This window comes from Diaphorobacter sp. MNS-0, from assembly GCF_019602835.1.
Lineage (GTDB): Bacteria > Pseudomonadota > Gammaproteobacteria > Burkholderiales > Burkholderiaceae_C > Diaphorobacter > Diaphorobacter nitroreducens.
This window is the reverse complement of record NZ_CP080761.1, coordinates 2,337,469-2,362,449: the sequence shown is the minus strand read 5'-3', so window position 1 is coordinate 2,362,449 and position 24,981 is coordinate 2,337,469. Positions and strand designations below refer to the sequence as shown.

The window sequence follows — 24,981 nt, the reverse complement described above, 5'->3', positions numbered from 1 at the left end:
AGAATGCCAGCTGTCGGAGCGTAGCGCAGCCTGGTAGCGCATCTGCTTTGGGAGCAGAGGGTCGCGAGTTCGAATCCCGCCGCTCCGACCAATTGAATCAAGGGGTTAGGTCTATTGACCTAACCCCTTTTGTTTTTGATTTTGCGGACTGTCATGTTCGCTGGCTAGGTGACAGACAATTCCCGCTGGGCTTCCCCGGGACCGTCTTACATCAGTGCCGTTCCTGTCTTCCTAGGATGATTTTTTCATTGCAGGAGCAGAAGCATGTCTGAAGAAGCAGTATTTGGTACGGCGCCTCTTTCCGAAAGGCTGGCGGCAGACCAGAAACAACGCGCACGCGACCGTGGACATTTCAACAACTACGAGGAGCCTGCTATGAATTTGGTGAACGAGCCAACGTCTGCAAAGAAACCTTAATGCGGCGGCGTCGCCGTGATACGCACCCCATAATTTGGCCCCTCCCTCTGGTTGCTGGGTTGTCCTGATCGGCCGAGTACTGGAGAGGGGGATCATTGAAGGCTGGCTTGTAGCGCCAGCCTTTTTCCTGGACTTGTGGGACGCGTTTTGCTGACGATCGCTCAAAAAACTGCCGAGAGACGCCATGACCGACTGGACGCATTGCGCGGGTTCGCCATGGTATGGATGACGGCCTTCCATTTCTGCTTCGACCTCAGCCATTTTGGCTACTGGCCCCAGGACTTCCGGGCAGATCCCTTGTGGACTGTGCAGCGAACCCTCATCGTCAGTCTGTTCCTGGGATGTGCGGGGCTGGGACAAGCGGTGGCTTGGCAACGTCAGGTTGGGTGGGCGCGTTTCGCCCGTCGCTGGAGCCAGATCACGGCCTGTGCATTGCTGGTAACGGTTGGCTCTTTTCAGATGTTCCCGCGCAGCTTCATTTACTTTGGTGTGCTGCACGGCATGGCAGTGATGCTCGTCATCACGCGGCTGACGGCGGGATGGGGCAGGTGGCTGTGGTTAGCCGGGCTGCTGGCACTGGTGTCGCCTTGGGTCGCAGGCTGGGCGCTGCAGGGGCCTCTTTCAGAATGGGCGCCGCTATTCAATGGGCGGGGCCTCAACTGGTTGGGCTGGATTTCGCGAAAACCCTTTACCGAGGACTATGTGCCGCTCTTTCCGTGGCTGGGCGTCATGTGGTGGGGGATGGCGGCGGGGCAGTGGCTCGTTGTGCGCTCGGACGGCTGGCTGTCCCGCCCGTTGCCGCGTGTGGTAGCGCCCCTGGCTGGTTTGGGACGCTATAGCCTCAGCTATTACATGTTGCACCAGCCCGTCCTGATCGGAGGACTGTTGCTGGCAGGCTGGCTGGCGGGGCGGGCATAAAAAAACGCGGCCCGAAGGCCGCGTTGTCGTGCGTGAGGCGCCTGTAGTGGTTACTCCACCTTGGCCTTGGCGCGCAGGTCTTCCTGGAACTTCGCCAGTTTCTGCTGCTGCAGTTGCTGGGCGATCTGGGGCTTGACCTCTTCCAGCTTCGGCAGCTGGGCTTCGCGCACATCGTCCAGGCGGATGACGTGCCAGCCGAACTGGCTCTTCACGGGAGTCTGGGTCATCTTGCCCTTCTCCAGCTTCACCAGCGCTTCCGTGAACTCAGCCACGTAGCTGCTCGGGCTGGCCCAGTCCAGGTCGCCACCGCGGGCGCCGGATCCGGGGTCCTTGGATTGCTTCTTCGCAATGTCCTCGAACTTGCCACCCTTCTTGATGGAAGCAATGATGGCCTTGGCCTCGTCTTCCTTTTCGACCAGGATGTGGCTGGCCTTGTATTCCTTGCCAGCGTTGGCGGCCACGAACTTGTCGTACTCGGCCTGGATCTCGGCATCGGTCACGGCATTGTTCTTCTGGAAATCCACGAACAGTTCACGGATCAGAATGGTCTGGCGCGCCAACTCCATCTGGGCCTTGTAATCGGCAGAGCCTTCCAGGCCGCGCTTTTGCGCTTCCTGCATGAAGATCTCGCGGGCGATTACTTCTTCCTTGATCTGGTTTTCCAGTTCGGGCGTGACCGGGCGGCCCGAGCGCTCCACCTGCTGCTTCAGGACTTCGGCACGTTCCTTGGGAACCGCCTTGCCATTGACGATGGCGAGGTTTTGCGCGGCAACGGGCAATGCCATCGTGCCCAGCACGGCTGCGGCCACGAGGCCGGACAAGAGCTTTTTCTTCATTGGGAATCCACTGATTGGGAAATAGGCTGCAGACGACTGGCTGCAACGCCCTTGGATCGGGGTTGTTTCAGAGAGTTTCAATGGCAATGGCGTGGGCGCCTTGGTCAATGAAAATCTGCAGCGCATCATACACAAGGCGATGCTGTGCAACCTTGCGCTTGCCTGTAAATAACGGTGACGCGATGCGCACGCGGAAATGGGTGCCAAACCCGGTTCCATTGGCGCCGGCATGGCCTTCGTGCTGCCAGCTTTCGTCCACCACTTCCAGATGGGTGGGCGATAGTGCGGCGCGCAGGCGTTCGGCCATGGCCTCTGCCGTGATAGCGATGGAGGGCGTGGTGTTCATGGTTGCAGGTCCTTGGGCGCGGCATCGCCCTCATCCTTGACGTGGCGGCTCAGGTACAGCGCCTGGGCAATGACGAAGGCGAACATCAGGCCGATGCCACCGAACAGTTTGAAGTTCACCCAGGTGTCCGTGTCGAAGTTGTAGGCCACCCACAGATTGAGCACACCCATGGTGGCGAAAAAGCCCGTCCAGCCCCAGTTCAGGTTGCGCCACACGGGCGCGGGCAGATCGATCTGAGCGCCCATGAGTGACTGGATGAAGTTTTTGCGGAACATCAACTGGCCGACGAGCAAGGTGCCGCCCATGAGCCAGTAGAGCACGGTGGGCTTCCATTTGATGAAGGTTTCGCTGTGTGCCAGCAGGGTGGCGCCGCCGAACAGCACGATGACGCCCAGGCTCAGCCATTGCAGGGGTTCGACCTTGCCGTGCTTGAGGCGGATGTAACCGATCTGCACGACGGTGGCGGCAATCGCCACGGCCGTGGCCACGTAGATGCCCCAGACCTTGAATGCGGCGAAGAACAGGATGATCGGAAAGAAGTCGATGAGCAGTTTCATGGCGCCGGGGGTTCAAAATCGAGCGAGGCGGAGTTCATGCAATAGCGCAGACCCGAAGGAGCCGGGCCGTCGGGGAAGACATGGCCCAGGTGGGCCCCGCATTGTGCACACACGGTCTCGGTGCGCACCATGCCGTGGCTGCGGTCCTCGATCTCCCGAATGGCACCGGGCACGGCAAGCGAGAAGCTGGGCCAGCCGCAGCCCGCGTCGAACTTGGTGTCGGAGTCGAACAGCTTGGCGCCGCAGCAGACGCAGTGGTAACTGCCGTCGGCCCAGTGGCCTTCGTACTTGCCGCTGAAGGGCCGCTCGGTGGCCGCGTGACGCGTGACCTGGTAAGCCGCGGGCTCGGCGCCCTTGGCCTGCAGCAGCGCCTGCCATTCGTCTTCGGTTTTCTGGATGGGGTAGGTCATGAGGAACAGCTGATGGAGATGGAGGACGCCCAGTCGGGCGGAAAGCCGGCGTAGGCCTCGTGCCCCGGGTGGTCGTCGAAGGGGCGCGCCAGCAACCTTTGCAATATTTGGAGTTCGGAGAAGTCCCCGAGTTTCGCGGCGCGAATCGCCTGTTCGCCCAGGTGGTTGCGCAGCACGAAGCGTGGATTGGTTTTATGCATCAAATCGGCTGCTAGCGCCCATCCATCAAGCGCTAATAGCTCCTTATATTGTAGCAACCAGGCGTCCAGAGCTGCACGGTCCAGGAACAGATCGCGCACGGGTTCGAAATCCTCCGTGGCTACTGCACCGGACAGCCGACGCCAGAAGATGGGGTAGTCCACGCGGTCGGCGGCCAGCAGCCGCAACAGGCCATCGACCAAAGCGGCGTCGCCTTCGCGCGCCTGCTGCAGGCCGAGCTTGGCGCGTATGCGCGCCAGGAACTGCCGGCCAAAGCTGCCTTCGTACGACTGCAGCGCGGCGCGCGCCGTGTCCACCTCGCCGATCAGCGGCAGCAGCGCCTGGGCCAGACACAACAGGTTCCAGTACGCCACGCTGGGCTGGCGGTCGAAGGCGTAGCGGCCGCGCACATCGCTGTGATTGCAGATGTGTCCGGGGTCGAAAGCATCCAGGAACTGGAAAGGCCCGTAGTCCATCGTGAGGCCCAGGATGCTCATGTTGTCGGTGTTCATGACGCCATGGCAAAAACCCACGGCCTGCCATTGCGCCAGCAGTGCAGCGGTGCGCTCGCTCACGGCATGCAGCAGTGCGGCATAGGCGCTGCCTTCCCATTCCTGCGAGCGGCGGCAGTTGGGGTAGTAGCGGTCGATCACGTAGTCGGCCAGGGCGCGCAGCTCGGCTTCCTGGCCGCGCGCCGCGAAGTGCTCGAAGTGGCCGAAACGGATGAAGCTGGGCGCTACGCGCGTGACCACGGCGGCGGTTTCCACCTCCTCGCGCTGCACGGGCGCGGGCGAGCCGGTCACGCACAGCGCGCGCGTGGTCGGTATGCCCAGCGCATGCATGGCTTCGCTGCACAGGAATTCGCGGATCGACGATCGCAGCACGGCGCGGCCGTCGCCCATGCGCGAATAGGGCGTGCGCCCGCTACCCTTGAGCTGCACCTCTTGGCCTGTGGCGGTTTCGCCCAGCAGGATGGCACGGCCATCGCCCAACTGGCCGGCCCACACGCCGAACTGGTGGCCGCTGTACACGCTGGCCAGCGGCTGGCTGCCGGGCAGCAGGGCGTTGCCTGTGAAGGCCTGCAGTGCGTCGTCGCGCTGCTGCCAGGCTTCGGGCAGGCCCAGCAAGGCGCCTACCTCGGCGCTGGTGCCCACCCAGTGAGGCTGGGGCAGGGGAGTGGGGCGCAGCGGCGTGAAGAAGGCCGAGCCCAGCGCGGCGAAGCCCGGCAGCCAGGCGGGCACCAGTGGCGCGACCGGGGTAGCGTCAGGGGTGGGGGCAAACGTCATGCGGGGATTGTCCCCCGGGCCCCTATGCCCCGCCCTGGGCCAAGGCCTTGTGCGCGGGGGCCGGCGCGAACGTGGGATTTCTCCGGATGGCTCCGTGGCTGGAAAACCCCATGTTCCCCGCTACGATGGCGCAGTCTTCGTACACCCACAATTCATTACCAAAGGAGCATCCATGCTGGGCCTGATGCAGAGCCAACCTCTCTTGATTTCCTCGTTGATCTCGTTCGCCGAGCGTCACCATGGCGACGGGGAAATCGTCTCGCGCCGCGTGGAGGGGGACATCCATCGCTACACCTATCGCGACCTGGCCCGGCGTTCGCGCCAACTGGCCAATGCCCTGGATGCGCTGGGCCTGCAGTTCAGCGACCGCGTGGCCTCGCTGGCCTGGAATGGCTACCGCCACATGGAGATGTACTTCGGCGTGAGCGGCTCGGGCCGCGTGCTGCACACCATCAACCCGCGCCTGCACCCCGACCAGATCGCCTGGATCGTGAACCATGCCGAGGACCAGGTGCTGTGCTTCGACATGACCTTCCTGCCGCTGGTGCAGGCCGTGCATGCCAAGTGCCCCACGGTCAAGAAATGGGTGGCGCTGTGCGACAGCGACAAGCTGCCTGCGGACTCGGGCATCCCCGGCCTCACCAGCTATGAAGACTGGATCGGCGGCGCGTCGGCCGAATACCAGTGGCCCACGTTCGACGAGAACTCTGCGTCCAGCATGTGCTACACCAGCGGCACCACGGGCAACCCCAAGGCGGCGCTGTACAGCCACCGCTCCACCACGCTGCATGCCTATGCCGCTGCGCTGCCCGATGTGATGAACCTCTCGGCGCGCGACGCAGTGCTGCCCGTGGTGCCGATGTTCCACGTCAACGCCTGGGGTATCCCGTACTCGGCGGCCCTCACGGGCTGCAAGGTGGTATTCCCCGGCCCGGCGCTGGACGGCAAGTCGGTCCATGACCTCATCGAGGCCGAAGGCGTGACCTTTGCCGCGGGCGTGCCCACCGTGTGGCAGATGCTGCTCAACCATGTGAAGTCCGCGGGCCTGAAGTTCAGCACCCTGCGCCGCACAGTCATCGGCGGGTCGGCCTGCCCGCCCGCCATGATCACGGCCTTCCAGGACGAGTACGGCGTGTCCGTGCTGCACGCCTGGGGCATGACCGAGATGAGCCCGCTGGGCACGCTGTGCACGCTCAAGAACAAGCACCTGCAGATGGGCAAGGACGAGCAGATGCACATCCTGCAAAAGCAGGGCCGTGCCATCTATGGCGTGGACATGAAGATCGTCGGCGCCGATGGCCAGGAGCAGCCCTGGGACGGCAAGAGCTATGGCGACCTGCTGGTACGCGGCCCCTGGATCCTGGACAGCTACTACAAGGGCGAGAGCCCGCTCGTCAAGGACGAGCAGGGCCGGGGCTGGTTCCCCACGGGCGACGTGGCCACCATCGACCCGGACGGCTTCATGCAGATCACCGACCGCAGCAAGGATGTGATCAAGTCCGGCGGCGAATGGATCAGCTCCATCGACATCGAGAACATCGCCATGGCGCACCCCGCCGTGGCGATGGCTGCCTGCATCGGCATGCCGCACCCCAAGTGGGATGAACGCCCAATCGTCGTGGTGGCCCTGCGTCCGGGCGCCCAGGTCACGCGCGAGGAACTGCTCAAGTTCTACGAGGGCAAGACCGCCAAGTGGCAGATCCCCGATGACGTGGTGTTCGTCGATGCGATTCCGCTGGGCGCCACCGGCAAGATGCTCAAGACCCGCCTGCGCGAGCAACTGGCGGGCTATCAGTTGCCCGGCCTGTGAGCGCGCCGGCCGGCGCGCAAGGGACTGTTCCTGCGCGCCGGTCACATGGGTGATAGCTGCTAGGGGCAATCCCTGAACGGCGCCTCGTTGCATCCCTTGTACGCTGCGGCGTATTCATTCTCACAAGGAGACGAGGCATGAAGTTCGCTATCAAAATGGTAGCTGCTAGCGCAGTATTTGCATGTGCTGGTGGCGCATTCGCCCAAAAAGGGGAAACCGTCAAGATCGCCTGGCTCGATCCGCTGTCGGGCCTCATGGCCGCGGTGGGCACCAACCAGCTCAAGAGCTTCCAGTTCATCTCCGAGGAGTTCAACAAGAAGAACGCGTCGGGCGTGAAGTTCGAGATCATCGGCATCGACAACAAGCTCAGCCCGCAGGAGACCACCAGCGCACTGCGCTCCGCGATGGACCAGGGCGCGCGCTACGTGGTACAGGGCAATGGTTCGGGCCCGGCGCTGGCCATCATCGACGCACTGGAAAAGCACAACGCGCGCAACCCGGGCAAGGAAGTCGTCTACCTGAACTACGCGGCGGTGGACCCTGACCTCACCAACAGCAAGTGCAGCTACTGGCACTTCCGCCTGGATGCCGACACCTCCATGAAGATGGAGGCCATGACCACCTTCATCAAGGACCATCCTGAGGTCCAGAAGGTGTACCTGATCAACCAGAACTATTCGCACGGACATCAGGTCTCCAAGTACGCGAAGGAGAACCTCAAGCGCAAGCGCCCTGACGTGCAGATCGTGGGCGACGACCTGCACCCGCTGGCGCAGGTGCGCGACTTCGCGCCCTACATCGCCAAGATCAAGCAGTCGGGTGCGGACACGGTGATCACGGGCAACTGGGGCTCCGACCTCGCGCTGCTCATCAAGGCCGCCAATGATGCGGGCCTGAACAACGTGAACTTCTACACCTATTACGGCGGGGTGACGGGCAGCCCCACGGCCATGGGCGCAGGTGCCGCGGGCCGGGTGTACATGGTGTCGTACAACCACTTGAACCTGCCGGGCGAGATCGGTCGCATCGTGGGCGACTACAAGAAGAAGTTCAACGACGACATGTACACCGGCGCCGTGTACCACGCCTTCTCCATGCTGGATTCCGCCTTCGTGAAGGCCAAGTCCACCGACCCCGTGAAGGTGGCTGCTGCGATGGAAGGCATGAAGTTCAACAGCTTCAACGGCGAAGTGGAGATGCGCAAGTCCGACCACCAGTTGCAGCAGGGCCTGTTCGTGACCCGCTGGGAAAAGGCGGGCGACAAGTATCCCCGCGATGCCGAGAACACCGGCTACACCTTCGTGCCGGTGAAGTACTACGAGCCCTATGTGGCCAGCACGCCCACGTCGTGCCAGATGAAGCGGCCTTCCTGATGTAGTTCCTGGTGGGACGACCTTTGGGGCCCGAGTCTCCTCGGGCCTTTTTTTCACCTGCTGCGCGGTCTTGCGATGAATCTTGAGTTTTTCGTGATCTCCCTGCTCAACGGCGTCAGCTACGGTCTGCTGCTGTTCATGCTGAGTTCGGGGCTGACGCTGATCTTCAGCATGATGGGCGTGCTCAACTTCGCGCACACCAGTTTCTACATGCTGGGCGCGTACTTTGCGTACACCTTGTCGGGTGCCATCGGCTTCTGGCCCGCGCTGGTGGTGGCACCGCTGCTGGTGGGGGCGCTGGGCGCGGTCTTCGAGCGCTATGCGCTGCGCCGCGTGCACAAGTTCGGCCATGTGCCCGAGCTGCTGGTCACCTTTGGCCTGTCGTACCTGATCCTGGAGGTGGTGCAGCTGGTGTGGGGGCGCTCCACCGTGCCCTATGGCCTGCCTGCGCAACTGCAGGGGCCGCTCTTCACCCTGTACGGCACGCAGTTTCCCAAGTCGCGCTCCTTCGTCATGCTGGTGGCGGTGCTGATGCTGCTGTCGGTGTGGCTGCTGCTCACGCGCACCCGCATCGGTTTGGTGATCCAGGCGGCGCTCAAGCATCCGCACATGGTGGAGGCCCTGGGCCACAACGTGCCGCGCGTGTTCATGCTGGTGTTTGGCGGCGGCTGCGCGCTGGCGGGGCTGGCCGGCGTGATCGGCGGCAATACCTACGTGACCGAGCCGGCCATGGCGGCCTCGGTGGGCTCCATCATCTTCGTGGTGGTGGTGGTCGGGGGCATGGGGTCGCTGGCGGGGGCGTTCCTGGCGTCACTCATCATTGGACTGGTGCAGACCTTTGCGGTGGCGCTGGACTATTCGCTGGTGCATGCCTTCGCCCGCCTGGGCGTGCAGGTCACCGAACAGACCTTTGGCTATCCGCTATTCAAGCTCACCATCTCGCAGGTGGCGCCGATCCTGCCGTACCTGTTCCTCGTTCTGATCCTGATCTTCCGGCCCAAGGGCCTGCTGGGCACGCGGGAGGATTGAAAGGCCATGCACACCACTTCCTCTGCACCTTCGACCGCGGCCGCCGGGGGCGCCGTGCGGTACTACCGCTTCAAGCCCTTGAATGTGGGGCGCATCGTCATCTGGAGCCTGTTTGCCCTGGCGCTCGTCGTGGCGCCCCAGCTGTTCACCAGCAGCCTGGCGCTGACGATGCTGTCGCAGATCGGCTACGCGATCATCATCTGCCTGTCGTACAACATCCTCCTGGGGCAGGGCGGCATGCTGAGCTTCGGCCACGCCGTGTACACCGGCCTGGGCTCGTTCCTGGCGGTGCACGCCATCAACATGGCCAGCGACGGGCGACTGCCCATCCCGCTGGTGCTGATGCCGCTGGTGGGAGGGCTGGCGGGCATGTTCTTCGCCGTGCTGCTGGGCTATGTCACCACCAAGAAGTCCGGCACCACCTTCGCGATGATCACACTGGGCATCGGCGAACTCGTGGCCTCCATGGCGCTGATGTTCCCCGAGTTCTTCGGGGGCGAAGGTGGCATCACCACGGACCGCGTGTACGGCCAGCCGGTACTGGGCATCACGTTCGGCCCGGCGATCCAGGTGTACTACCTGATCGCGGCGTACTGTTTCGTGTGCACGGCCGCCATGTTCGCCTTCACGGGCACGCCGCTGGGGCGCATCCTCAACGCCGTGCGCGACAACCCCGAGCGTGTGGAGTTCATCGGCTACAACACGCAGCGCGTGCGCTACTTCGCCTTCATCATCGCCGGGTTCTTCGCGGGCATCGGCGGGGCGCTGGCGGCCATCAACTTCGAGATCGTCACGGCCGCCGACAGCGTGAGCGTGGTGCGCTCGGGCAGCTACCTGCTGTTCACCTTCCTGGGCGGGGCCACGTTCTTCTTCGGCCCCATCATCGGCGCTGTGCTGCTGGTGCTGGCGTCGGTGCTGCTGTCCGAGCTGTCCAAGGCCTGGCTGCTGTACCTGGGCCTGGTGTTCCTGTTCATGGTCATGTATGCGCCCGGCGGCATTGCCAGCCTGATCATGATGAATCTGCGCCTGGCCAAGTACGGCAAGCTGCGCGGCATCATCAGCGCCTACCTGGCGCTGGGTGGAACGGCACTGGTGGCGGTGCTGGGGGCCGCAGCGATGATCGAAATGACTTATCACCTGCAGCTGAACGAGGCGCTGGGGCCGCAGCTGGAGTTTCTGGGGGCGACGCTGAACGCCAAGAGCGTGGCGAGCTGGTTCGGCGCCGGCTTCGTGCTGGTGACTGGCGTAGGGCTGTTCGAACTCTGTCGCAGGCAGTTCATGCGGCAGTGGGGCGCGATCCAGGAAGAGATCGAGCACGAGATCAAGCGTGGGGAGGCAGGCTGATGGCGGACCAGGCAACCTATGCGCTGGAGCTGCGCGACCTGCGCAAGAGCTTCGGCAAGACCGAGATCATCCGCGGCGCCAACCTGGCGGTACGGCCCGGCGAACGCGTGGCCGTCATCGGACCCAACGGCGCGGGCAAGTCCACGCTGTTCAATCTCGTCAGCGGGCGGTTCGCGCCCACCAGCGGAGAAGTGCTGCTGCACGGCGCGCGCATCGACGGCAAGCAGCCCTTCGAGATCAACCGCATGGGGCTGTCGCGCAGCTTCCAGATCACCAACATCTTTCCCAAGCTCAGCGTGTTCGAGAACCTGCGCTGCGGCGTGCTGTGGAGCCTGGGGTACCGCTATGCGTTCTGGCGCTTCCTGTCCAGGTTGCAGGATGCCAACGACCGGGCCACGCAGCTCATGGAGATGATCAAGCTGGACAAGAAGCGCGACACCCTGGCCATGAACCTGACCTATGCCGAGCAGCGCGCTCTGGAGATCGGCATCACCATTGCCGGCGGCGCCAGCGTGATCCTGCTGGATGAGCCCACTGCGGGCATGAGCAAGAGCGAGACCACGCGCTTCATCCACCTCATCAAGGAGGTCACGCAGGGCCGCACCCTGCTGACCGTGGAGCACGACATGGGCGTGGTCTTCGGCCTGGCCGACAAGATCGCCGTGGTGGTGTATGGCGAGGTGATCGCCTTCGACACGCCCGAGAACGTGCGCGCCAACCCGCGCGTGCAGGAAGCCTACCTGGGCTCCGTCATTGCCGCGCAGCAGGCCGGGGGACATTGAGACATGCTGAAAGTCGAGAACCTGCACGCCTACTACGGCAAGAGCCATGTGCTGCACGGCGTGGGATTTGACGTGCAGCCGGGCGAGATCGTCGCGCTGCTGGGCCGCAACGGCTCCGGCCGCTCCACCGCGGCCAAGGCCGTGATGGGCCTGGTGGACTGGCAGGGCACGCTGCAGTGGAAGGGCCAGGACCTCAATGGCAGGAAGGCCTACGAGATCGCCCATCTGGGCATCGGCTACGTGCCCGAAAGCCGCGACGTGTTTCCCAACCTCACCGTGCACCAGAACCTGCTGCTGGGCCAGAAGGGCAGTGGCAGGGATAGCCGCTGGAGCTTTGACGACATGTACGAGATGTTCCCGCGCCTGAAGGAGCGCCGCAACATCGAGGCGGGCGTCATGTCCGGCGGCGAGCAGCAGATGCTGACCCTGTGCCGCACGCTCATGGGCGACCCGGACCTCATCATCATCGACGAGCCCACCGAGGGGCTGGCGCCCAAAATCGTCGAACTGGTGGGCGAGTACCTCACGCGGCTCAAGCAGCGGGGCATCTCCGTGCTGCTCATCGAGCAAAAACTCACCATCGCCATGACCATCTCCGACCGCGCGCTGGTCATGGGGCACGGCAGCATCGTCTTTCAGGGCACGCCCGACGAGCTGCGTGCCAACAGCTATGTACGCAAGGAGTGGCTGGAGGTTTGAGGGCTTGGTTGGCCTTTAGCCCATTGTGGATGAGCGCTGTCAGCTATCAAAAGGATAGTTAGATGTCGGTGTGCGCGGCGTGCTTGTCCCGGCTGAGACAAAAAACTGCGACCCCTGCCTCTAGACTTGCGTACTAAAAACGCACGAGCGTACTTTTCTTTCATCCACCCGAGATTCAAGAGGAACGACAGCATGACGGCTGAATACCAGGTCCACGGCGACGTGGCCGTGATCACCCTCAACAACCCGCCCGTCAACGGGCTTGGCCTGGCCACGCGCCAGGGCATCGTCGATGGCCTCGATCGCGCCCAGGCCGACGCGGCCGTCAAGGCCATCGTCATCACCGGCACGGGCGGCGCCTTCTCGGGCGGCGCCGACATCAAGGAGTTCGGCACCGACAAGTCGCTGCAGGAGCCCAATCTGCACTCCGTCATCAACGCTGTCGAGAACTGCACCAAGCCCGTGGTGGCTGCCATCCACACCGTCTGCATGGGCGGCGGGCTGGAGCTGGCCCTGGGCTGCCACTACCGTGTGGCCGCGCCCGGCTGCAACGTGGCGCTGCCCGAGGTGAAGCTGGGCATCCTGCCCGGCGCGGGTGGCACGCAGCGCCTGCCGCGCGTGGTGGGTGTGGAGGCAGCGCTGAACATGATCGTCAGCGGTGAGCCGGTCAAGAGCGAGATGATCGGCGCCGTGCCCGGCCAGAAGCTGTTCGACAAGATGGCCGCGTCGCCCGAATCGCTGGCCGAGGAAGCGCTGGCCTTCGCCCGAAGCGTGGCGGACGTGCGCCCGCTGCCGCTGGTACGCAACCTGCCGTGCAAGCACCCCGAGGGCGATGCGTACTTCCAGTTCGCGCGCAACATGGTCAAGGGCATGGCCAAGAACTTCCCCGCGCCCGCCAAGTGCGTGGACGCCGTGGAGGCGGCCACCAAGCGCAAGTTTGCCGACGGCCTGGCGTACGAGCGCGAGCTGTTCATCAACCTGATGTGGACGCCCGAGTCGCGCGCGCTGCGCCACCTGTTCTTTGCGGAGCGTGCCGCGAGCAAGATCCCCGACGTCCCGTCCGAGACTCCCAAGCGGGACATCAAGAAGGTCGGCGTGATCGGTGCGGGCACCATGGGTGGCGGCATCAGCATGAACTTCCTGAACGCGGGCATCCCCGTGACCATCCTGGAGATGAAGCAGGAGGCGCTGGACCGCGGCATCGGCACGATCCAGAAGAATTACGAAGCCCAGGTCAAGAAGGGCAAGCTCAAGGAAGACAAGTACCAGCAACGCATGGCCCTGCTGTCCACTACGCTGAACTATGCCGACCTGAAGGACTGCGACCTGATCATCGAGGCCGTGTTCGAGGAACTGGGCGTGAAGGAAGCCGTGTTCAAGCAGCTCGACGCCGTGGCCAAGCCCGGCGCCATCCTGGCGTCCAACACTTCCACGCTGGACGTGGACAAGATCGCCGCCTTCACCCAGCGTCCGCAGGACGTGGTGGGCATGCACTTCTTCAGTCCCGCCAACGTGATGAAGCTGCTGGAAGTGGTGCGCGGCAAGGCCACGGCCAAGGACGTGCTGGCCACCGTGATGGCCCTGGCCAAGAAGATCAAGAAGACGGCCGTGGTCTCCGGCGTGTGCGACGGTTTCATCGGCAACCGCATGATCGAGCGCTACAGCCAGCAGGCCGGCTTCCTGCTGGACGAAGGCTGCACGCCCGAGCAGGTGGACAAGGCCATCGAGAAGTTCGGCTTCGCCATGGGCCCGTTCCGCATGGGCGACCTGGCCGGCAACGACATCGGCTGGGCCATCCGCAAGCGCCGCGCCGTCGAGCAGCCCGACATGAAGTACAGCAAGACGGCCGACCTGCTGTGCGAGATGGGACGCTTCGGCCAGAAGACCGGGGCGGGCTGGTACGACTACCAGGCTGGCAAGCGTGACGCGATTCCCAGCGACGTGGTGAACCAGATGATCGAGGAGCACCGCAAGGCCCTGGGCATCACGCCGCGCAAGGTGAGCGACGAGGAGATCGTGCAGCGCCTGGTCTATGCGCTGGTCAACGAGGGCGCCAAGATCCTGGAAGAGGGCATCGCCAGCAAGTCGGGCGACATCGACATGGTGTACCTGACCGGCTACGGTTTCCCCATCCACCGCGGCGGTCCCATGCACTACGCCAGCGAAGTGGGCCTGTTCAACGTGGTGCAGTCCATGAAGCGCTTTGCCCGCAACCCGCTGGATGACGCACGCGCCTGGGAGCCCGCGCCGCTGCTGGCCCGGCTGGCCGCCGAAGGCAAGGCCTTTGCCTGAGCGCCCGTTCGTCCGCCTGAAGCACGCAGAACAAGGAATATTGCAATGACCTCCGCAGTGATCGTTTCCACCGCCCGCACGCCGCTCGCCAAGAGCTGGAAGGGCTCGTTCAACATGACCCACGGCGCCACGCTGGGCGGCCACGCCGTGCAGCACGCCGTGCAGCGCGCGGGCATTGACCCCGCCGCCGTCGATGATGTCATCATGGGCTGCGCCAATCCCGAAGGCGCCACCGGCATGAACATCGCGCGCCAGATCGCGCTCAAGGCCGGCCTGCCCGTCACCACGTCGGGCATGACCATCAACCGCTTCTGCTCCTCGGGCCTGCAGACCATCGCCACCGCCGCGCAGCGCATCATCGCGGGCGAGGGCGAGGTGTATGTGGCTGGTGGCGTGGAAAGCATCTCGTGCGTGCAGCAGGAGATGAACCTGCACATGATCCAGGACCTGGCCCTGGCCAAGCAAAAGCCCGAGATCTACTGGAGCATGCTGCAGACCGCCGAGCAGGTGGCCAAGCGCTACCACATCGGCCGCGACGCGATGGACGAGTACGGCGCCGCCAGCCAGCAAAAGGCCTGCGCCGCCCAGGCAGCCGGCCTGTTCGACGCCGAGATCGCGCCCATCACCGTCACCGCGGGTATCGCCGACAAGACGCTGGGCCTGATCACCAAGCAGGTCACCGTGAGCCGCGACGAGGGTACGCGCGAGGGCACCACCAAGGAAGGCATCAGCGGTATCCGCCCGGCCATGCCTGGCGGGCTGATCTCGGCGGGCAACGCCAGCCAGTTCTCGGACGGCGCGGGCGCCTGCGTGGTGGTGGGCGAGGACTACGCTGCTCGCAACAACCTCCAGCCGCTGGGCCGCTTCCTGGGCTTTGCCGTGGCTGGTTGCGAGCCTGACGAAATGGGCATCGGCCCCGTGTTCGCCGTACCCAAGGTGCTCAAGAAACTGGGCCTGACGGTGCAGGACATCGACCTGTGGGAGCTGAACGAAGCCTTCGCCGTGCAGGTGCTGTACTGCCGCGACAAGCTGGGCATTCCCGCTGACCGCCTGAACGTGAACGGCGGCGCCATCGCTCTGGGCCACCCCTACGGTGTTTCGGGCCAACGCCTCACGGGCCACGCCCTCATCGAAGGCAAGCGCCGCGGTGCCAAGCGCGTGTGCGTGACCATGTGCATTGGTGGCGGTATGGGCGCGGCGGGCGTGTTTGAAGTGCTGTAAGCGCTGATCCGCTTTCGGACTGAAACAACAAGCGCCCCGCGCAGACGATGTGGTCTGCGCGGGGCGCTTGCTTTTATTTTGATAGCTGTCTGCGCTTGCTGCATGGGCGGTAGCAGGAGAAACGAGCGATATTTTTGTGACACGGGTTCCTGTACAGGGAGCGACGCAGCGGGCCAGCCGCTGGAGGGGGCTGCAAGCGTCCTGAAGTTCCGCCCAGCAGGCGGCTGCGTGTGCGGACGATTAAACTCCTCTGAATTACTGGTTGTTACAACAATCCCTGCCCGTCGTCCTGGCTTGGACGACTCGCCCTAGGGTCGGCCAAGTCCCCTTTGAATATCCCCATGGTCGCAAGCGTTCTCGTTGGCATGCTCTGCGCGCATCTGCTGTGCTTTGCGGTGATGTTCTTGCTGATCAGCAAACGGCTGCATGGGCAAAAAATGGGGATGGATCTTTTCGCGCTCGGCAACTTTCTACTGGGCTCCGCCTATGTGCTGCAGCTGCTGGAGGGCGGCCCCGCCTGGAGTCCGATGAGTGTGGTGAACCACACGCTGACGCTGGCCTCCCCGGTGGTTTACTGGCTCGGAGCCATGCGTTTCTTTGGGCACGCCGTCCCCTTGCTGTCTCCACTTCTCGTATTTGGGGCGCTCTACAGCCTTGCGCAGGTACTGGTGCAATGGAGCGTGGGGCCGGTTGCACGCTACGCCATGCTTTCAGGGGGATCGGCACTCCTGTTTTTTGTGATGGCCCTGACGGTGATCTACGGCGTTCGCACATTTGCCAAGGATCTGTATGGCGAGATGGTCTTTTTTGCCGCGCTGATCAGCGGCCTATGCGTACTCAACGCGCTCAAGTTCATGAAGCTTCTGGATGGCGGCCTGGATGCATTGCAGATGGACCGCCAGTTCCAGCTGGTGTTCTACATCTACATGTCATTCCTGGCCACGGTGCTGCCGCCATCGATCGTCTGGCTGGTACTGCGCCGCTTGACCGATCAGTTGCGCCATATCGCTGCGCGCGACCCGATGACGCAGTTGCTCAATCGGCGAGGTCTCACCGAGGCGCTGCAGCTGTCTTTCAACCAGCGCCGGGCGGAGCATGCGCACTTGCTCGTTGTCGACGTTGACCATTTCAAGCGGATCAACGACACCTACGGCCACCACGCCGGAGACACCGTCCTGTGCCGTGTGGCGGAGATACTCCAAGTTACGGCGCGCCGTGGCGATTTGGTAAGCCGTCTGGGCGGGGAAGAGTTCGCGGTGATCTGCCTGAACACCGACTTTCCCGGGGCCATGCACATGGCGGAGCGATTGCGTGCAGCCATCGAGACGCAAACCATCGACATTGCAGAGGGTGGTCATCCGCTGCAGTGCACGGTCACGGTCGGGGTTTCACAGGGCTTTGCAGATGCACACGCCTTGGAGGCGGCCCTGCAACAAGCCGACGCGGCTCTGTACCGTGGCAAAGCCGCGGGACGCAACCGCGTCGAAACGGCCGGGCCGTCTATGGCCACCGCTTCGTACGCCTGAATCACGGGCAATACCGAGACGCCGAGACGGTGATTTGGTCAAAGCCCCGGTGTTCCAGCGCGCGATCCAATGGACCCCCGCGGTGCGCGTCACCCAGCGGACAGGCTTCATCGGCCCATCCCTTCCATAATTTCGCGCATGACCACCTCCCTGCGCTCCACGCTCGACTTCCTGCTCTACGACTGGCTCCAGGCTGGATCGCTCAATGCGCGCGAGCGCTTTGCGGACCACTCGCGCGAGACGTTTGACGCCGTGCTGGACACCTGCGAGCGCATCGCGCGCGAGAAGTACGCGCCGTTCAACCGCACGGTGGATACGCAGGAGCCCCAGTTCGACGGTGAGCGCGTCATCCTGCCCCAATGCACGCACGACGCACGCCAGGCATTTGCCGACAGCGGCATGCTCAGCGCGGCGCAGGACTACGCGCTGGGCGGCATGCAGCTGCCGTATGTCGTGGAGTCGGCGGCCAACAGTTTCTTTGGCTGCGCGTCGATCAGCATTGGCTCCAACCTGCTGACCACGGGCAACGCCAACGCCATCCTGGTGCATGGAACGCCTCTGCAGCAGCAGGTGTTCGCCGCCAATGAATTCAACGGCCGCTGGGCGGGCACCATGTGTCTTTCGGAGCCGCAGGCAGGCTCGTCCTTGAGCGACATCACCACGCGCGCCGAGGCCGACGGCGCAGACTTCGAGGTGGACCCGCTGGGCCCGCGCTACCGCCTGCGTGGCAACAAGATGTGGATCAGCTCGGGCGACCATGAGCTGACCGAGAACATCGTGCACCTGGTGCTCGCCAAGATCCCCGGGCCGGACGGCAAGCTGGTGCCGGGAGTGAAGGGCATTTCGCTCTTCATCGTGCCCAAGAAGCTGGTCGATACCGATGGCCAACTGACGGGCGAGCGCAACGACGTGGCGCTGGCGGGACTGAACCACAAGCTGGGCTGGCGCGGCACCACCAACACGCTGCTGAATTTTGGCGAGGGCAGGTACCCCGTGCGCGGCGGCGCCGGCGCCATCGGCTACCTCGTGGGGCGGCCGGGCGAGGGCCTGAGGTGCATGTTCCACATGATGAACGAGGCACGCATCGCCATCGGCATGGCGGCAACCACGCTGGGCCTGGCAGGCTACTACGCCAGCCTGGACTACGCCAGGACGCGGCTGCAGGGCCGCCCGGTACAGGGCAGCACCAGCGCCGCCGGCAGTGCCGGCAAGGACGCCAGCCAGCCGCCGGTGCCGCTGATCCGGCACGCGGACATCAAGCGCATGCTGCTTGCGCAAAAGAGCTACTGCGAGGGCGCGCTGGCGCTCAACCTGTATTGCGCGCGGCTGGTGGACGAGGGCCGCACGGGCGAGCCGCAGGCGGCGCAGGATGCCAAGCTGCTGCTGGAGGTGTTGACCCCCATCGCCAAGAGCTGGCCCAGCGAGTTCTGCCTGGAGGCCAACAGCCTGGCGATCCAGATCCACGGCGGCTACGGCTACACGCGCGACTTCCCCGTGGAGCAGTACTGGCGCGACAACCGCCTGAACATGATCCACGAGGGCACGCACGGCATCCAGGCCGCCGACCTGCTGGGCCGCAAGGTGGTGATGCAGGGCGGCGCAGGCCTGCAGCTGCTGGCGCGCACCATTGGCGCCACCATTGCCCAGGCGCGCAAGCATCCGGAACTCGCCGCCTGGGCGGACCAGCTGGCCCAGGCCCTGCAGGACGTGGGCGAAGCCACGCAGGCCGCCTGGGCCACCGGCAACCCTACCGAGGCGCTGGCCAACGCCGTGCCCTACATGCAGGCCTTCGGCCACACGGTGCTGGCCTGGGTGTGGCTGGACGTGGCGTGCAGCGTGCTCGCACGGGATGCTACTCTTTCAATAGCTGCTAGCGCTGGTAGGATGGGCGCTGCACGCTATTTTTACCACTATGAATTGCCGCGCATCGGTGCCTGGCTGCAGGTGGTGCGCCAGCGTGACCTGACCTGCGCGGCACTGGATGAAGACGCGTTCTGACGCCACGCGCTCTCCGCAGGGTGGTGGTCGCCCGCATGGGCAACGGTCTATGCTTGCCGCATGGATGCGCCCCAGACCCTGCTGATCGTCTACCACTCGCTGACCGGCGGCACGCGCCAGATGGCCGAGGCCGCGCGCGCCGGCGCCGCGGCCGAGCCCGCCGTGTCGGTGCGCCTGCTCCACGCGGCGCAGGCGGGGCCGGACGATGTGCTGGCCGCGCAGGGCTACTTGTTCGCCACGCCGGAAAACCTGGCGGCCATCAGCGGCCAGCTCAAGGACCTCTTCGATCGCTGCTACTACCCGGTGCTGGACCGCATCAATGGCCGGCCCTACGCCAGCCTGGTCTGCGCCGGCAGCGACGGCCAGAACGCCGCACGCCAGATCGCCCGCATCGCCACGGGCTGGCGGCTGAAGGCCGTGGCCGAGCCGCTGATCGTCTGCACCCACGCCCAGACGCCCGAGGCGATCCTGGCCCCCAAGCAGATCGGCGCGGCGGACCTGGAGCGCTGCCGTGCGCTGGGCGAGGCGCTGGCCACCGGGCTCGCGCTGGGGGTGTTCTAGTGCTGCGACCCGAAAGTGTCGGGACATGAAAGCGAGCCTTCGCCTGCGAGGCGGCGTTGCCCATCCTCGCAATGGCCACGGTCGTTGCTGCGGTTCGCGCCTGGCCCTTGGGGCGAAGCCATCGATCGCCTTTTGTTACTCCACTCCCCGGTTGCGGTACTAGGGCCTGTTCACACTATTTTTGCCAGTGCGAATGGCGTGAAAACCGCGCCAATCTAGGCGCGTGACGACGCCAAGGCCGGGGCCTTGGCTAGGAGGGCAACGACGAATGGCGCGGTTTTCACTCCGTTCCCTCCGGGTTGCGATCAAAAAGGGCCATTCGCGGCGTTGCCAAGCCTCGCTGGGGTAGCACCCCAGCTTCGTTTGGCGCCTTGCGCCTGGCCCTTTTTGATCGCAACGCATCTGGCAAAAATAGTGTGAACAGGCCCTAGGCCCTGCCCATCCAGCGGCGCAGCGCCGCGCTGGCCCAGTCCACCGCAACCGATAGCGCCAGCATCGCCAGGATCACCGTGCCCGCCTGCGCATGGTGGAACAGCGACAGCTCCACGTACAGCAACTGCCCCAGGCCGCCCGCGCCCACGAAGCCGAGGATGGCGGCCATGCGGATGTTCATCTCCCAGCGGTACAGCGTGTACGCCACCAATTGCGGCGCCGCCCCGGGCAGCGTGCCATACAGGAACGCCATGGCGCCGCCGCTGCCGGCCTGGCGCAGCGCACGCGCGGCCGTGGCCGGGGTGTTCTGCAGCGCCTCGGCATACAGCCGGCCCAGCACGCCCGTGGTGTGCAGGGCCAGGGCCAGTGCGCCGGCAAACGGCCCCAGGCCCACGGCCAGGGCGGTGAGCGTGGCCCATACCAGTTCGGGCACCGAGCGCAGTAGGTTCAGCAGCAGGTTCCAGCCCGCGCGCCGGCGTGGCAGGGCCAGCAGCAGGGCCAGCAGGGCGGCCAGCAGCGTGCCCACGATGGAGATGGCCAGCGTCTCCCACACGCCGCGCGCCACCTGCCGCAGCCAGGTGCCGCCCAGCTCGGGTGGGAAGAAGCCGCCGGCAAACTCCGCCATGCTGCGCGCCGCCTCGGCGGTGAAGAGCGCGGGCAAGTCCATGTCCAGCAGCCACAGGCTGGCGGCCAGGGCGGCCAGCACCGTCGCGGTCAACGCGCCGCTGCGCCAGCCCAGCGGCGCGGCGCGTGCCGCGGGGGGCGCATCCAGCGCGCGGCGCAGCCCGCCCGACAGCGCATCGGCCGCCAGCACCAGCAGCATGAAGGTCACAAGGATGGTGCACGCCTCGCCGCCGTTGAGCATCTTCATGGCCTGGTCCATGAGCTGGCCCAGCCCGCCCGCGCCCACGAAGCCCATTACCACCGAGGCGCGCACCGCGCATTCCCAGCGGTACACGGTGTAGGAGGTGAGTTCGCGTGCCGCCTGCGGCAGCAGGCCGTAGAGCAGAGCGATGGGCCGGCGCGCGCCACTGCGCACCAGCGCCTGGGCGGGTGCGGCGGGCACGGATTCGAGGATCTCGGCATACACCTTGCCCAGCATGCCGCCGTAGGCCAGCCCCAGCGCCAGCACGCCGGCCGTCGGCCCCAGGCCGAACACGCGCACGAACACCAGCGCCCACACCAGCTCGGGGATGCCGCGCAGCACCGTGAGCACGCCGCGCGCTGCCGGGTTCAGCCGGGGGCGTTCGCGTGCAGCGTTGCTGGCCCAGTAGGCCAACGGCACCGCCAGCACGAAGGCCAATGCCAGCCCCGCAGTGGCAATCGCCAGCGTTTCCAGGGTGGCGCGCGCCAGCAGGGCCAGGAAGTCGGCCCCCATTTCAGGCGGCAGGAACTGGCGCAGGAACCCGCCCAGCACGCGCAGGTTCTCGGGCGCCAGCAGAGCGGCCAGGTCAAAGCCCGACGCCTGCAACAGCGGCCACAGCAGCACCACGGCCAGCAGCGCGCCGCCCAGCCGACCGCGTGCGGCCGGGTCGCGCAGGTGCGGGGCGGGGTGCGTCAGCGGCATGAGGCGTAGCTGCTGGTGGTCGGGGGCGGCGTGGGCGTTTCATCCGGCGCGAGCGCGCCGTCGCCGGGCGGGGCGTACAGCGCCTGCAGCAGATCGGGCGTGACCGCGCCGGCCGGCAGGTCGAAGGCGATGCGCCCCTCGCGCAGGCCCACCACGCGCGCAAAGCAGGCCAGCGCCAGGTCCACCGCGTGCAGGCTGGCGACCAGCGTGGCGCCACGTGCGGCCGCGTCCTGCACCAGCAGCTGCACGGTGGCCAGCGCCAGCGTGGGGTCAAGGGCAGAGACGGGCTCGTCGGCCAGCAGCAGCGCTGGCTGCTGGTACAGCACGCGGGCAATGCCCACGCGCTGCAGCTGCCCGCCCGAGAGCTGGTCGCAGCGCGCGAACAGCTTGTCCTGCAACTGCACGCGCTGCAGCGCGGCGTGCGCACCGGGCAGGTCGGCCGGGTACAGCAGCGAGGCCAGCGCCTTCCATGCGGGCCATTGGCCCAGGCGCCCGGCCAGCACGGCGGTCACCACGCGCTGGCGCGGCGGCAGGGGCGGGGCCTGGTGCACGGTGCCGATGCGCGCGCGCAGCGCACGCGGCGGAGGCCACGAAGCATGGGGCGTGTCGGGCGACGACGCGCCCAGGGCGGAGCCCAGCACGTGCACGCGGCCGGCGCTGGCGGGCAGGGCTGTGCCCAGCAGGTTCAGCAGGGTGGTCTTACCCGCCCCCGAGGGGCCGATCAGCGCCAGGCTCTCGCCCTGGCGCGCGGCCAGGGTAATGCCGCGCAGCGCCACATGGCCGCCGGGGTGGCATAGATCCACGCCGTCCAGCTCGAAGCTCATGGTTGCTCTTGTTTCAATAGCTGCTAGCGCTTATCCAGCAAGCGCTAGGGGCTGATTTGATCAAAAACGCCAATGGCGCACGCGCGGGCTACCTGGGCCAGGCCCGCGCGCGCCAGCGCGCTTACTTCAGCAGGCCGGCCGTCTTGGCGGCGTCTTCGATGCCGTCGTAGTTGCGCGGCTCGGTGGCGATGAAGCGCGAGGCGCGCTGCAGTTCCAGGATGGCCTTGTGCTCGGGCTTGGCCGGGTCGAGCGCCAGGAAGGCGGCCTTGATCTTCTGCACCACGGCGGGATCGAGATCGCCGCGCACGGTCCAGTTGTAGTCGAAGTAGGGCGGGGTGGTGGCGAACACCCGTACCTTGGACGGGTCCACCTTCTTGGTTTCGACCAGCTTGTCCCAGACGGAGGCGTTGAGCACGCCGGCCTGCGCCTTGCCGGCGGCCACGAAGGCGACGGTGGCGTCATGCGCGCCGGAATAGGCCACGGTCTTGAAATCCCGCTCGGGCTGGACGCCGGCTTGCTGCAGGAAGTAGCGCGGCATCAGGCTGCCCGAGGTGGACGAGGGAGCGCCAAAGGCAAAGGTCTTGCCCTTGAGGTCGGCCAGGCCCTGGATGGCGGGGTCGGCGGTGATGAAGCGCGAGGTAAAGCGTGCGTCCTCCTCCCGCTGCACCAGCGGAATGGCCGTGCCGCCCGTGCGGATGCGCGCCTGCACGTAGGTGAAGCCGCCCAGCCAGGCCAAATCCAGCTTGCGCGTGGCCAGGGATTCGACCACGGCGGCGTAGTCGGTTACCGGGGTGAACACCACCTTCATGCCGGTGGCCTGCGACAGGTACTCGCCCAGCGGCTTGAACTTGCGTTGCAGTTCGGTAGGCGCTTCGTCGGGGATGGCGGATACGCGCAGCACCTGCGGCTCGGCGGCCTGGGTGGAAAGGAAGGGAGAGAAGCTGGCGACAGCGGCGGCGGCTGCGGCAAAGCGGCGCGGCGCCGCACGGCGTGCGGTCGTTGAAGAGGTCATGGCGGTGAGGGAAAGTTGAATCGAGCGCGCTGCAAGCCGAGGGCCTGCGGGGTGTGCGCGAGGGCCGCCATTGTCGCCCAAGGTGGCGTCGGCTGCCCGGGGGGCGCGCGGCCGGCGGTGAACGCTCAGCCCGCCGCCTGGGGCGAGGGCAGCGCCGGGGGGGCGCCGCCCCGGCAGCAGCAGCGCCACCCCCGCGGCCACCATCAGCAGCGCGCCCGACAGGCCGAAGGCGATCCAGTGCGTGCCGAAATGCTCATAGCCCCAGCCGCCCAGCCAGGCGCTGATCATGGCCCCCACCTGATGCCCCAGGTAGGCCCAGCCGTAGAGCACGCCCACCAGCCGCACGCCGAACATGTCGGCCAGGATGGCGGACGACAGCGCGATGCTGCCCGCCCAGGCAATGCCGCCGATCACCGAGGTGCCGTACAGCTCCAGGGTATTGCCCGCCAGCAGCAGCGCGAAGAACCCCACGCCACGCACGCAATAGATGGCGGCCAGCAGCTTGCGCCGCGGCAGCCGGTCGGCCAGGCGCCCCAGCACCATGGTGCTGGGAATGGCCACCAGCCCGATCAGGCCGATGCCGAAGGCGCTGGTGGTGGCGTCAAAGCCATGGTCCATCAGCATGGGCATGCCGTGCGTGCCCAGCAGGTTCATGCTGAAGCCGCAGGCGAACAGGCCCAGCGTGATCTTGAGGAAGGTGCCGGTGCGCATGGCCTGCAGCACCGTGTAGTGCTGCCCTGCGGGAGCCACCGGGTTCGCCGCACGAATGGGGCTGCCGGGCAGCGGGGCATCGCCATCGGCAGGCGCCTCGTCGCGGATCACCCACAACGCCGTGGGCACGGTGATGGCGGTGAACAGCGCGGCAAAGCCCAGCAGCGTGGCCTGCCAGCTCAGATGCTGCAGCGCCATGCCCAGCGCGGGCGTCATGATGGCGATGCCGGCCATGGAGCCCGTGGACAAGAAGAACAGCGCCATGCCCCGGCGGCGGTTGAACCAGCGGCTGATGACCGGCGTGAGCGCCACCGGGCTGGTGAATCCCGCGCCCACGGACATGAGGATGCCGAAGCTCAGCAGCAGCCCCAGCGGCGTGCGCGTGTTCACTGCCCAGAGTGTCGACGCCACCAGCAGGACCGTGCCCGCCAGCAGCACGAAGCGCGTGCCCCGGCGCGCCACCAGCCAGCCCGCCAGCGGCATGGCCGCGCCGTAGCACAGCATGCCCACGGCGACGATGGACGACAGCAGGCTGCGCGAAAAGCCCAGGTCCTCGGCCATGGGCAGGAACAGCGGGCCCAGCCCCAGGCGCAGGCCCACGGTGAGGGCGGTGAGCACGGTGGCCGCGGCCACGATGTTCCAGCCGAAGTACCAGCGGGCCGGTGAGGAATCTTGAGAGGACATGGGGGCGACGGGCGTGGGGCCGGGTGAATGCGACCCTTGGTTGTAACGGCTGCCGTGGGCCGTGTGCGCCGGCTGCGGCCGGCGGCGCATCGCGATTGGCGATGGGGGCTGCCGCGGCGCGCGAGGGGCGGTGACCCGGTAGCCCGGT

The 24,981-nt window shown here is 65.9% G+C and carries 21 protein-coding genes, 1 tRNA gene and 1 pseudogene; 14 read left to right on the top strand and 9 right to left on the bottom strand.

Annotated elements, in window-relative coordinates; all coding sequences use genetic code 11:
* Positions 1-14 precede the first annotated feature (14 nt).
* The 3 genes from K2L43_RS11235 (at position 15) to K2L43_RS11225 (ending at position 1,335) form a co-directional block, all read left to right on the top strand.
* Positions 15-91, top strand: a tRNA-Pro gene (locus K2L43_RS11235).
* A 173-nt stretch (positions 92-264) separates the two neighbouring features.
* Complete coding sequence (locus K2L43_RS11230; RefSeq protein ID WP_172207115.1) at positions 265-417, top strand: hypothetical protein; 153 nt, start codon at positions 265-267, stop codon at positions 415-417.
* 147 nt (positions 418-564) lie between these two features.
* Positions 565-1,335 (top strand): heparan-alpha-glucosaminide N-acetyltransferase, encoded by a 771-nt coding sequence (locus tag K2L43_RS11225; RefSeq protein ID WP_220637571.1) that lies wholly within the window; start codon positions 565-567, stop codon positions 1,333-1,335.
* Between the two features lie 50 nt (positions 1,336-1,385).
* Here K2L43_RS11225 and K2L43_RS11220 read toward each other — a convergent pair whose 3' ends face one another.
* From K2L43_RS11220 to K2L43_RS11200, 5 genes are all read right to left on the bottom strand, one after another.
* The gene (locus tag K2L43_RS11220; RefSeq protein WP_015913520.1) at positions 1,386-2,171 is read right to left on the bottom strand and encodes a peptidylprolyl isomerase; all 786 of its coding nucleotides are present in this window, start codon (positions 2,169-2,171) and stop codon (positions 1,386-1,388) included.
* A 67-nt stretch (positions 2,172-2,238) separates the two neighbouring features.
* Positions 2,239-2,517, bottom strand: coding sequence for a BolA family transcriptional regulator (locus K2L43_RS11215; protein ID WP_011804945.1), 279 nt, complete (start codon positions 2,515-2,517; stop codon positions 2,239-2,241).
* Entirely contained in the window at positions 2,514-3,074 is a 561-nt protein-coding gene (locus tag K2L43_RS11210; protein WP_103737961.1) for a septation protein A, read from the bottom strand. Before K2L43_RS11210 ends, K2L43_RS11215 begins: the two co-directional genes overlap by 4 nt.
* Entirely contained in the window at positions 3,071-3,484 is a 414-nt protein-coding gene (gene msrB / locus K2L43_RS11205) for a peptide-methionine (R)-S-oxide reductase MsrB (RefSeq protein WP_011804947.1), read from the bottom strand. Before msrB ends, K2L43_RS11210 begins: the two co-directional genes overlap by 4 nt.
* On the bottom strand, positions 3,481-4,968 hold the full coding sequence (locus K2L43_RS11200; protein WP_220637570.1) for a YdiU family protein: 1,488 nt from the start codon (positions 4,966-4,968) through the stop codon (positions 3,481-3,483). Before K2L43_RS11200 ends, msrB begins: the two co-directional genes overlap by 4 nt.
* Positions 4,969-5,140: 172 nt before the next feature.
* Between K2L43_RS11200 and K2L43_RS11195 the strand changes: the two genes are divergently transcribed.
* The 11 genes from K2L43_RS11195 to K2L43_RS11145 all read left to right on the top strand — a co-directional run bounded on the left by K2L43_RS11195 (position 5,141) and on the right by K2L43_RS11145 (position 19,603).
* Positions 5,141-6,778: a 3-(methylthio)propionyl-CoA ligase gene (locus K2L43_RS11195; protein WP_220637569.1), complete on the top strand. Its 1,638-nt coding sequence runs from the start codon at positions 5,141-5,143 to the stop codon at positions 6,776-6,778.
* A gap of 137 nt (positions 6,779-6,915) precedes the next feature.
* Positions 6,916-8,151, top strand: coding sequence for a branched-chain amino acid ABC transporter substrate-binding protein (locus K2L43_RS11190; RefSeq protein WP_103737959.1), 1,236 nt, complete (start codon positions 6,916-6,918; stop codon positions 8,149-8,151).
* Between the two features lie 75 nt (positions 8,152-8,226).
* Entirely contained in the window at positions 8,227-9,180 is a 954-nt protein-coding gene (locus tag K2L43_RS11185; RefSeq protein ID WP_011804951.1) for a branched-chain amino acid ABC transporter permease, read from the top strand.
* A gap of 6 nt (positions 9,181-9,186) precedes the next feature.
* Positions 9,187-10,524 (top strand): branched-chain amino acid ABC transporter permease, encoded by a 1,338-nt coding sequence (locus K2L43_RS11180; protein ID WP_047351385.1) that lies wholly within the window; start codon positions 9,187-9,189, stop codon positions 10,522-10,524.
* Complete coding sequence (locus K2L43_RS11175; RefSeq protein WP_011804953.1) at positions 10,524-11,306, top strand: ABC transporter ATP-binding protein; 783 nt, start codon at positions 10,524-10,526, stop codon at positions 11,304-11,306. Before K2L43_RS11180 ends, K2L43_RS11175 begins: the two co-directional genes overlap by 1 nt.
* Positions 11,307-11,309: 3 nt before the next feature.
* Positions 11,310-12,005, top strand: coding sequence for an ABC transporter ATP-binding protein (locus tag K2L43_RS11170; RefSeq protein WP_015913514.1), 696 nt, complete (start codon positions 11,310-11,312; stop codon positions 12,003-12,005).
* A 192-nt stretch (positions 12,006-12,197) separates the two neighbouring features.
* Positions 12,198-14,297: a 3-hydroxyacyl-CoA dehydrogenase NAD-binding domain-containing protein gene (locus K2L43_RS11165; RefSeq protein WP_220637568.1), complete on the top strand. Its 2,100-nt coding sequence runs from the start codon at positions 12,198-12,200 to the stop codon at positions 14,295-14,297.
* A gap of 45 nt (positions 14,298-14,342) precedes the next feature.
* On the top strand, positions 14,343-15,518 hold the full coding sequence (locus K2L43_RS11160) for an acetyl-CoA C-acyltransferase (protein WP_011804956.1): 1,176 nt from the start codon (positions 14,343-14,345) through the stop codon (positions 15,516-15,518).
* Positions 15,519-15,859: 341 nt separating this feature from the next.
* On the top strand, positions 15,860-17,044 hold the full coding sequence (locus K2L43_RS11155) for a GGDEF domain-containing protein (RefSeq protein WP_220637567.1): 1,185 nt from the start codon (positions 15,860-15,862) through the stop codon (positions 17,042-17,044).
* Positions 17,045-17,182: 138 nt separating this feature from the next.
* Entirely contained in the window at positions 17,183-19,042 is a 1,860-nt protein-coding gene (locus K2L43_RS11150) for an acyl-CoA dehydrogenase (RefSeq protein WP_220637566.1), read from the top strand.
* 60 nt (positions 19,043-19,102) lie between these two features.
* Positions 19,103-19,603 carry a flavodoxin family protein gene (locus tag K2L43_RS11145; RefSeq protein WP_172207103.1) on the top strand — a complete coding sequence of 167 codons (501 nt, stop codon included), beginning with the start codon at positions 19,103-19,105 and terminating at the stop codon, positions 19,601-19,603.
* A gap of 427 nt (positions 19,604-20,030) precedes the next feature.
* On the opposite strand, the gene K2L43_RS11140 is transcribed toward K2L43_RS11145, so the two are convergent.
* The 4 genes and pseudogenes from K2L43_RS11140 to K2L43_RS11125 form a co-directional block, all read right to left on the bottom strand.
* Positions 20,031-21,602, bottom strand: coding sequence for an ABC transporter permease (locus K2L43_RS11140; protein ID WP_220637565.1), 1,572 nt, complete (start codon positions 21,600-21,602; stop codon positions 20,031-20,033).
* Positions 21,593-22,426 carry a phosphonate ABC transporter ATP-binding protein gene (locus tag K2L43_RS11135; RefSeq protein WP_011804961.1) on the bottom strand — a complete coding sequence of 278 codons (834 nt, stop codon included), beginning with the start codon at positions 22,424-22,426 and terminating at the stop codon, positions 21,593-21,595. The genes K2L43_RS11140 and K2L43_RS11135 overlap by 10 nt, the downstream gene beginning before the upstream one ends.
* A 121-nt stretch (positions 22,427-22,547) precedes the next feature.
* Positions 22,548-23,438, bottom strand: a complete 891-nt coding sequence (locus K2L43_RS11130) for a putative selenate ABC transporter substrate-binding protein (protein ID WP_220638994.1) — start codon at positions 23,436-23,438, stop codon at positions 22,548-22,550.
* Between the two features lie 156 nt (positions 23,439-23,594).
* Positions 23,595-24,833, bottom strand: a pseudogene (locus K2L43_RS11125) (MFS transporter); the annotation flags it as partial.
* Between the last annotated feature and the right edge of the window lie 148 nt (positions 24,834-24,981).

Coding starts and splice junctions, on each gene's coding strand:
- K2L43_RS11180 (WP_047351385.1), top strand. CDS start 9,187: ATGCACACCACTTCCTCTGCACCTTCGACCGCGGCCGCCGGGGGCGCC.
- K2L43_RS11165 (WP_220637568.1), top strand. CDS start 12,198: ATGACGGCTGAATACCAGGTCCACGGCGACGTGGCCGTGATCACCCTC.
- K2L43_RS11195 (WP_220637569.1), top strand. CDS start 5,141: ATGCTGGGCCTGATGCAGAGCCAACCTCTCTTGATTTCCTCGTTGATC.
- K2L43_RS11130 (WP_220638994.1), bottom strand. CDS start 23,438: ATGACCTCTTCAACGACCGCACGCCGTGCGGCGCCGCGCCGCTTTGCC.
- K2L43_RS11160 (WP_011804956.1), top strand. CDS start 14,343: ATGACCTCCGCAGTGATCGTTTCCACCGCCCGCACGCCGCTCGCCAAG.
- K2L43_RS11230 (WP_172207115.1), top strand. CDS start 265: ATGTCTGAAGAAGCAGTATTTGGTACGGCGCCTCTTTCCGAAAGGCTG.
- K2L43_RS11140 (WP_220637565.1), bottom strand. CDS start 21,602: ATGCCGCTGACGCACCCCGCCCCGCACCTGCGCGACCCGGCCGCACGC.
- K2L43_RS11135 (WP_011804961.1), bottom strand. CDS start 22,426: ATGAGCTTCGAGCTGGACGGCGTGGATCTATGCCACCCCGGCGGCCAT.
- K2L43_RS11210 (WP_103737961.1), bottom strand. CDS start 3,074: ATGAAACTGCTCATCGACTTCTTTCCGATCATCCTGTTCTTCGCCGCA.
- K2L43_RS11170 (WP_015913514.1), top strand. CDS start 11,310: ATGCTGAAAGTCGAGAACCTGCACGCCTACTACGGCAAGAGCCATGTG.
- K2L43_RS11220 (WP_015913520.1), bottom strand. CDS start 2,171: ATGAAGAAAAAGCTCTTGTCCGGCCTCGTGGCCGCAGCCGTGCTGGGC.
- K2L43_RS11185 (WP_011804951.1), top strand. CDS start 8,227: ATGAATCTTGAGTTTTTCGTGATCTCCCTGCTCAACGGCGTCAGCTAC.
- K2L43_RS11150 (WP_220637566.1), top strand. CDS start 17,183: ATGACCACCTCCCTGCGCTCCACGCTCGACTTCCTGCTCTACGACTGG.
- K2L43_RS11200 (WP_220637570.1), bottom strand. CDS start 4,968: ATGACGTTTGCCCCCACCCCTGACGCTACCCCGGTCGCGCCACTGGTG.
- msrB (WP_011804947.1), bottom strand. CDS start 3,484: ATGACCTACCCCATCCAGAAAACCGAAGACGAATGGCAGGCGCTGCTG.
- K2L43_RS11175 (WP_011804953.1), top strand. CDS start 10,524: ATGGCGGACCAGGCAACCTATGCGCTGGAGCTGCGCGACCTGCGCAAG.
- K2L43_RS11145 (WP_172207103.1), top strand. CDS start 19,103: ATGGATGCGCCCCAGACCCTGCTGATCGTCTACCACTCGCTGACCGGC.
- K2L43_RS11190 (WP_103737959.1), top strand. CDS start 6,916: ATGAAGTTCGCTATCAAAATGGTAGCTGCTAGCGCAGTATTTGCATGT.
- K2L43_RS11155 (WP_220637567.1), top strand. CDS start 15,860: ATGGTCGCAAGCGTTCTCGTTGGCATGCTCTGCGCGCATCTGCTGTGC.
- K2L43_RS11215 (WP_011804945.1), bottom strand. CDS start 2,517: ATGAACACCACGCCCTCCATCGCTATCACGGCAGAGGCCATGGCCGAA.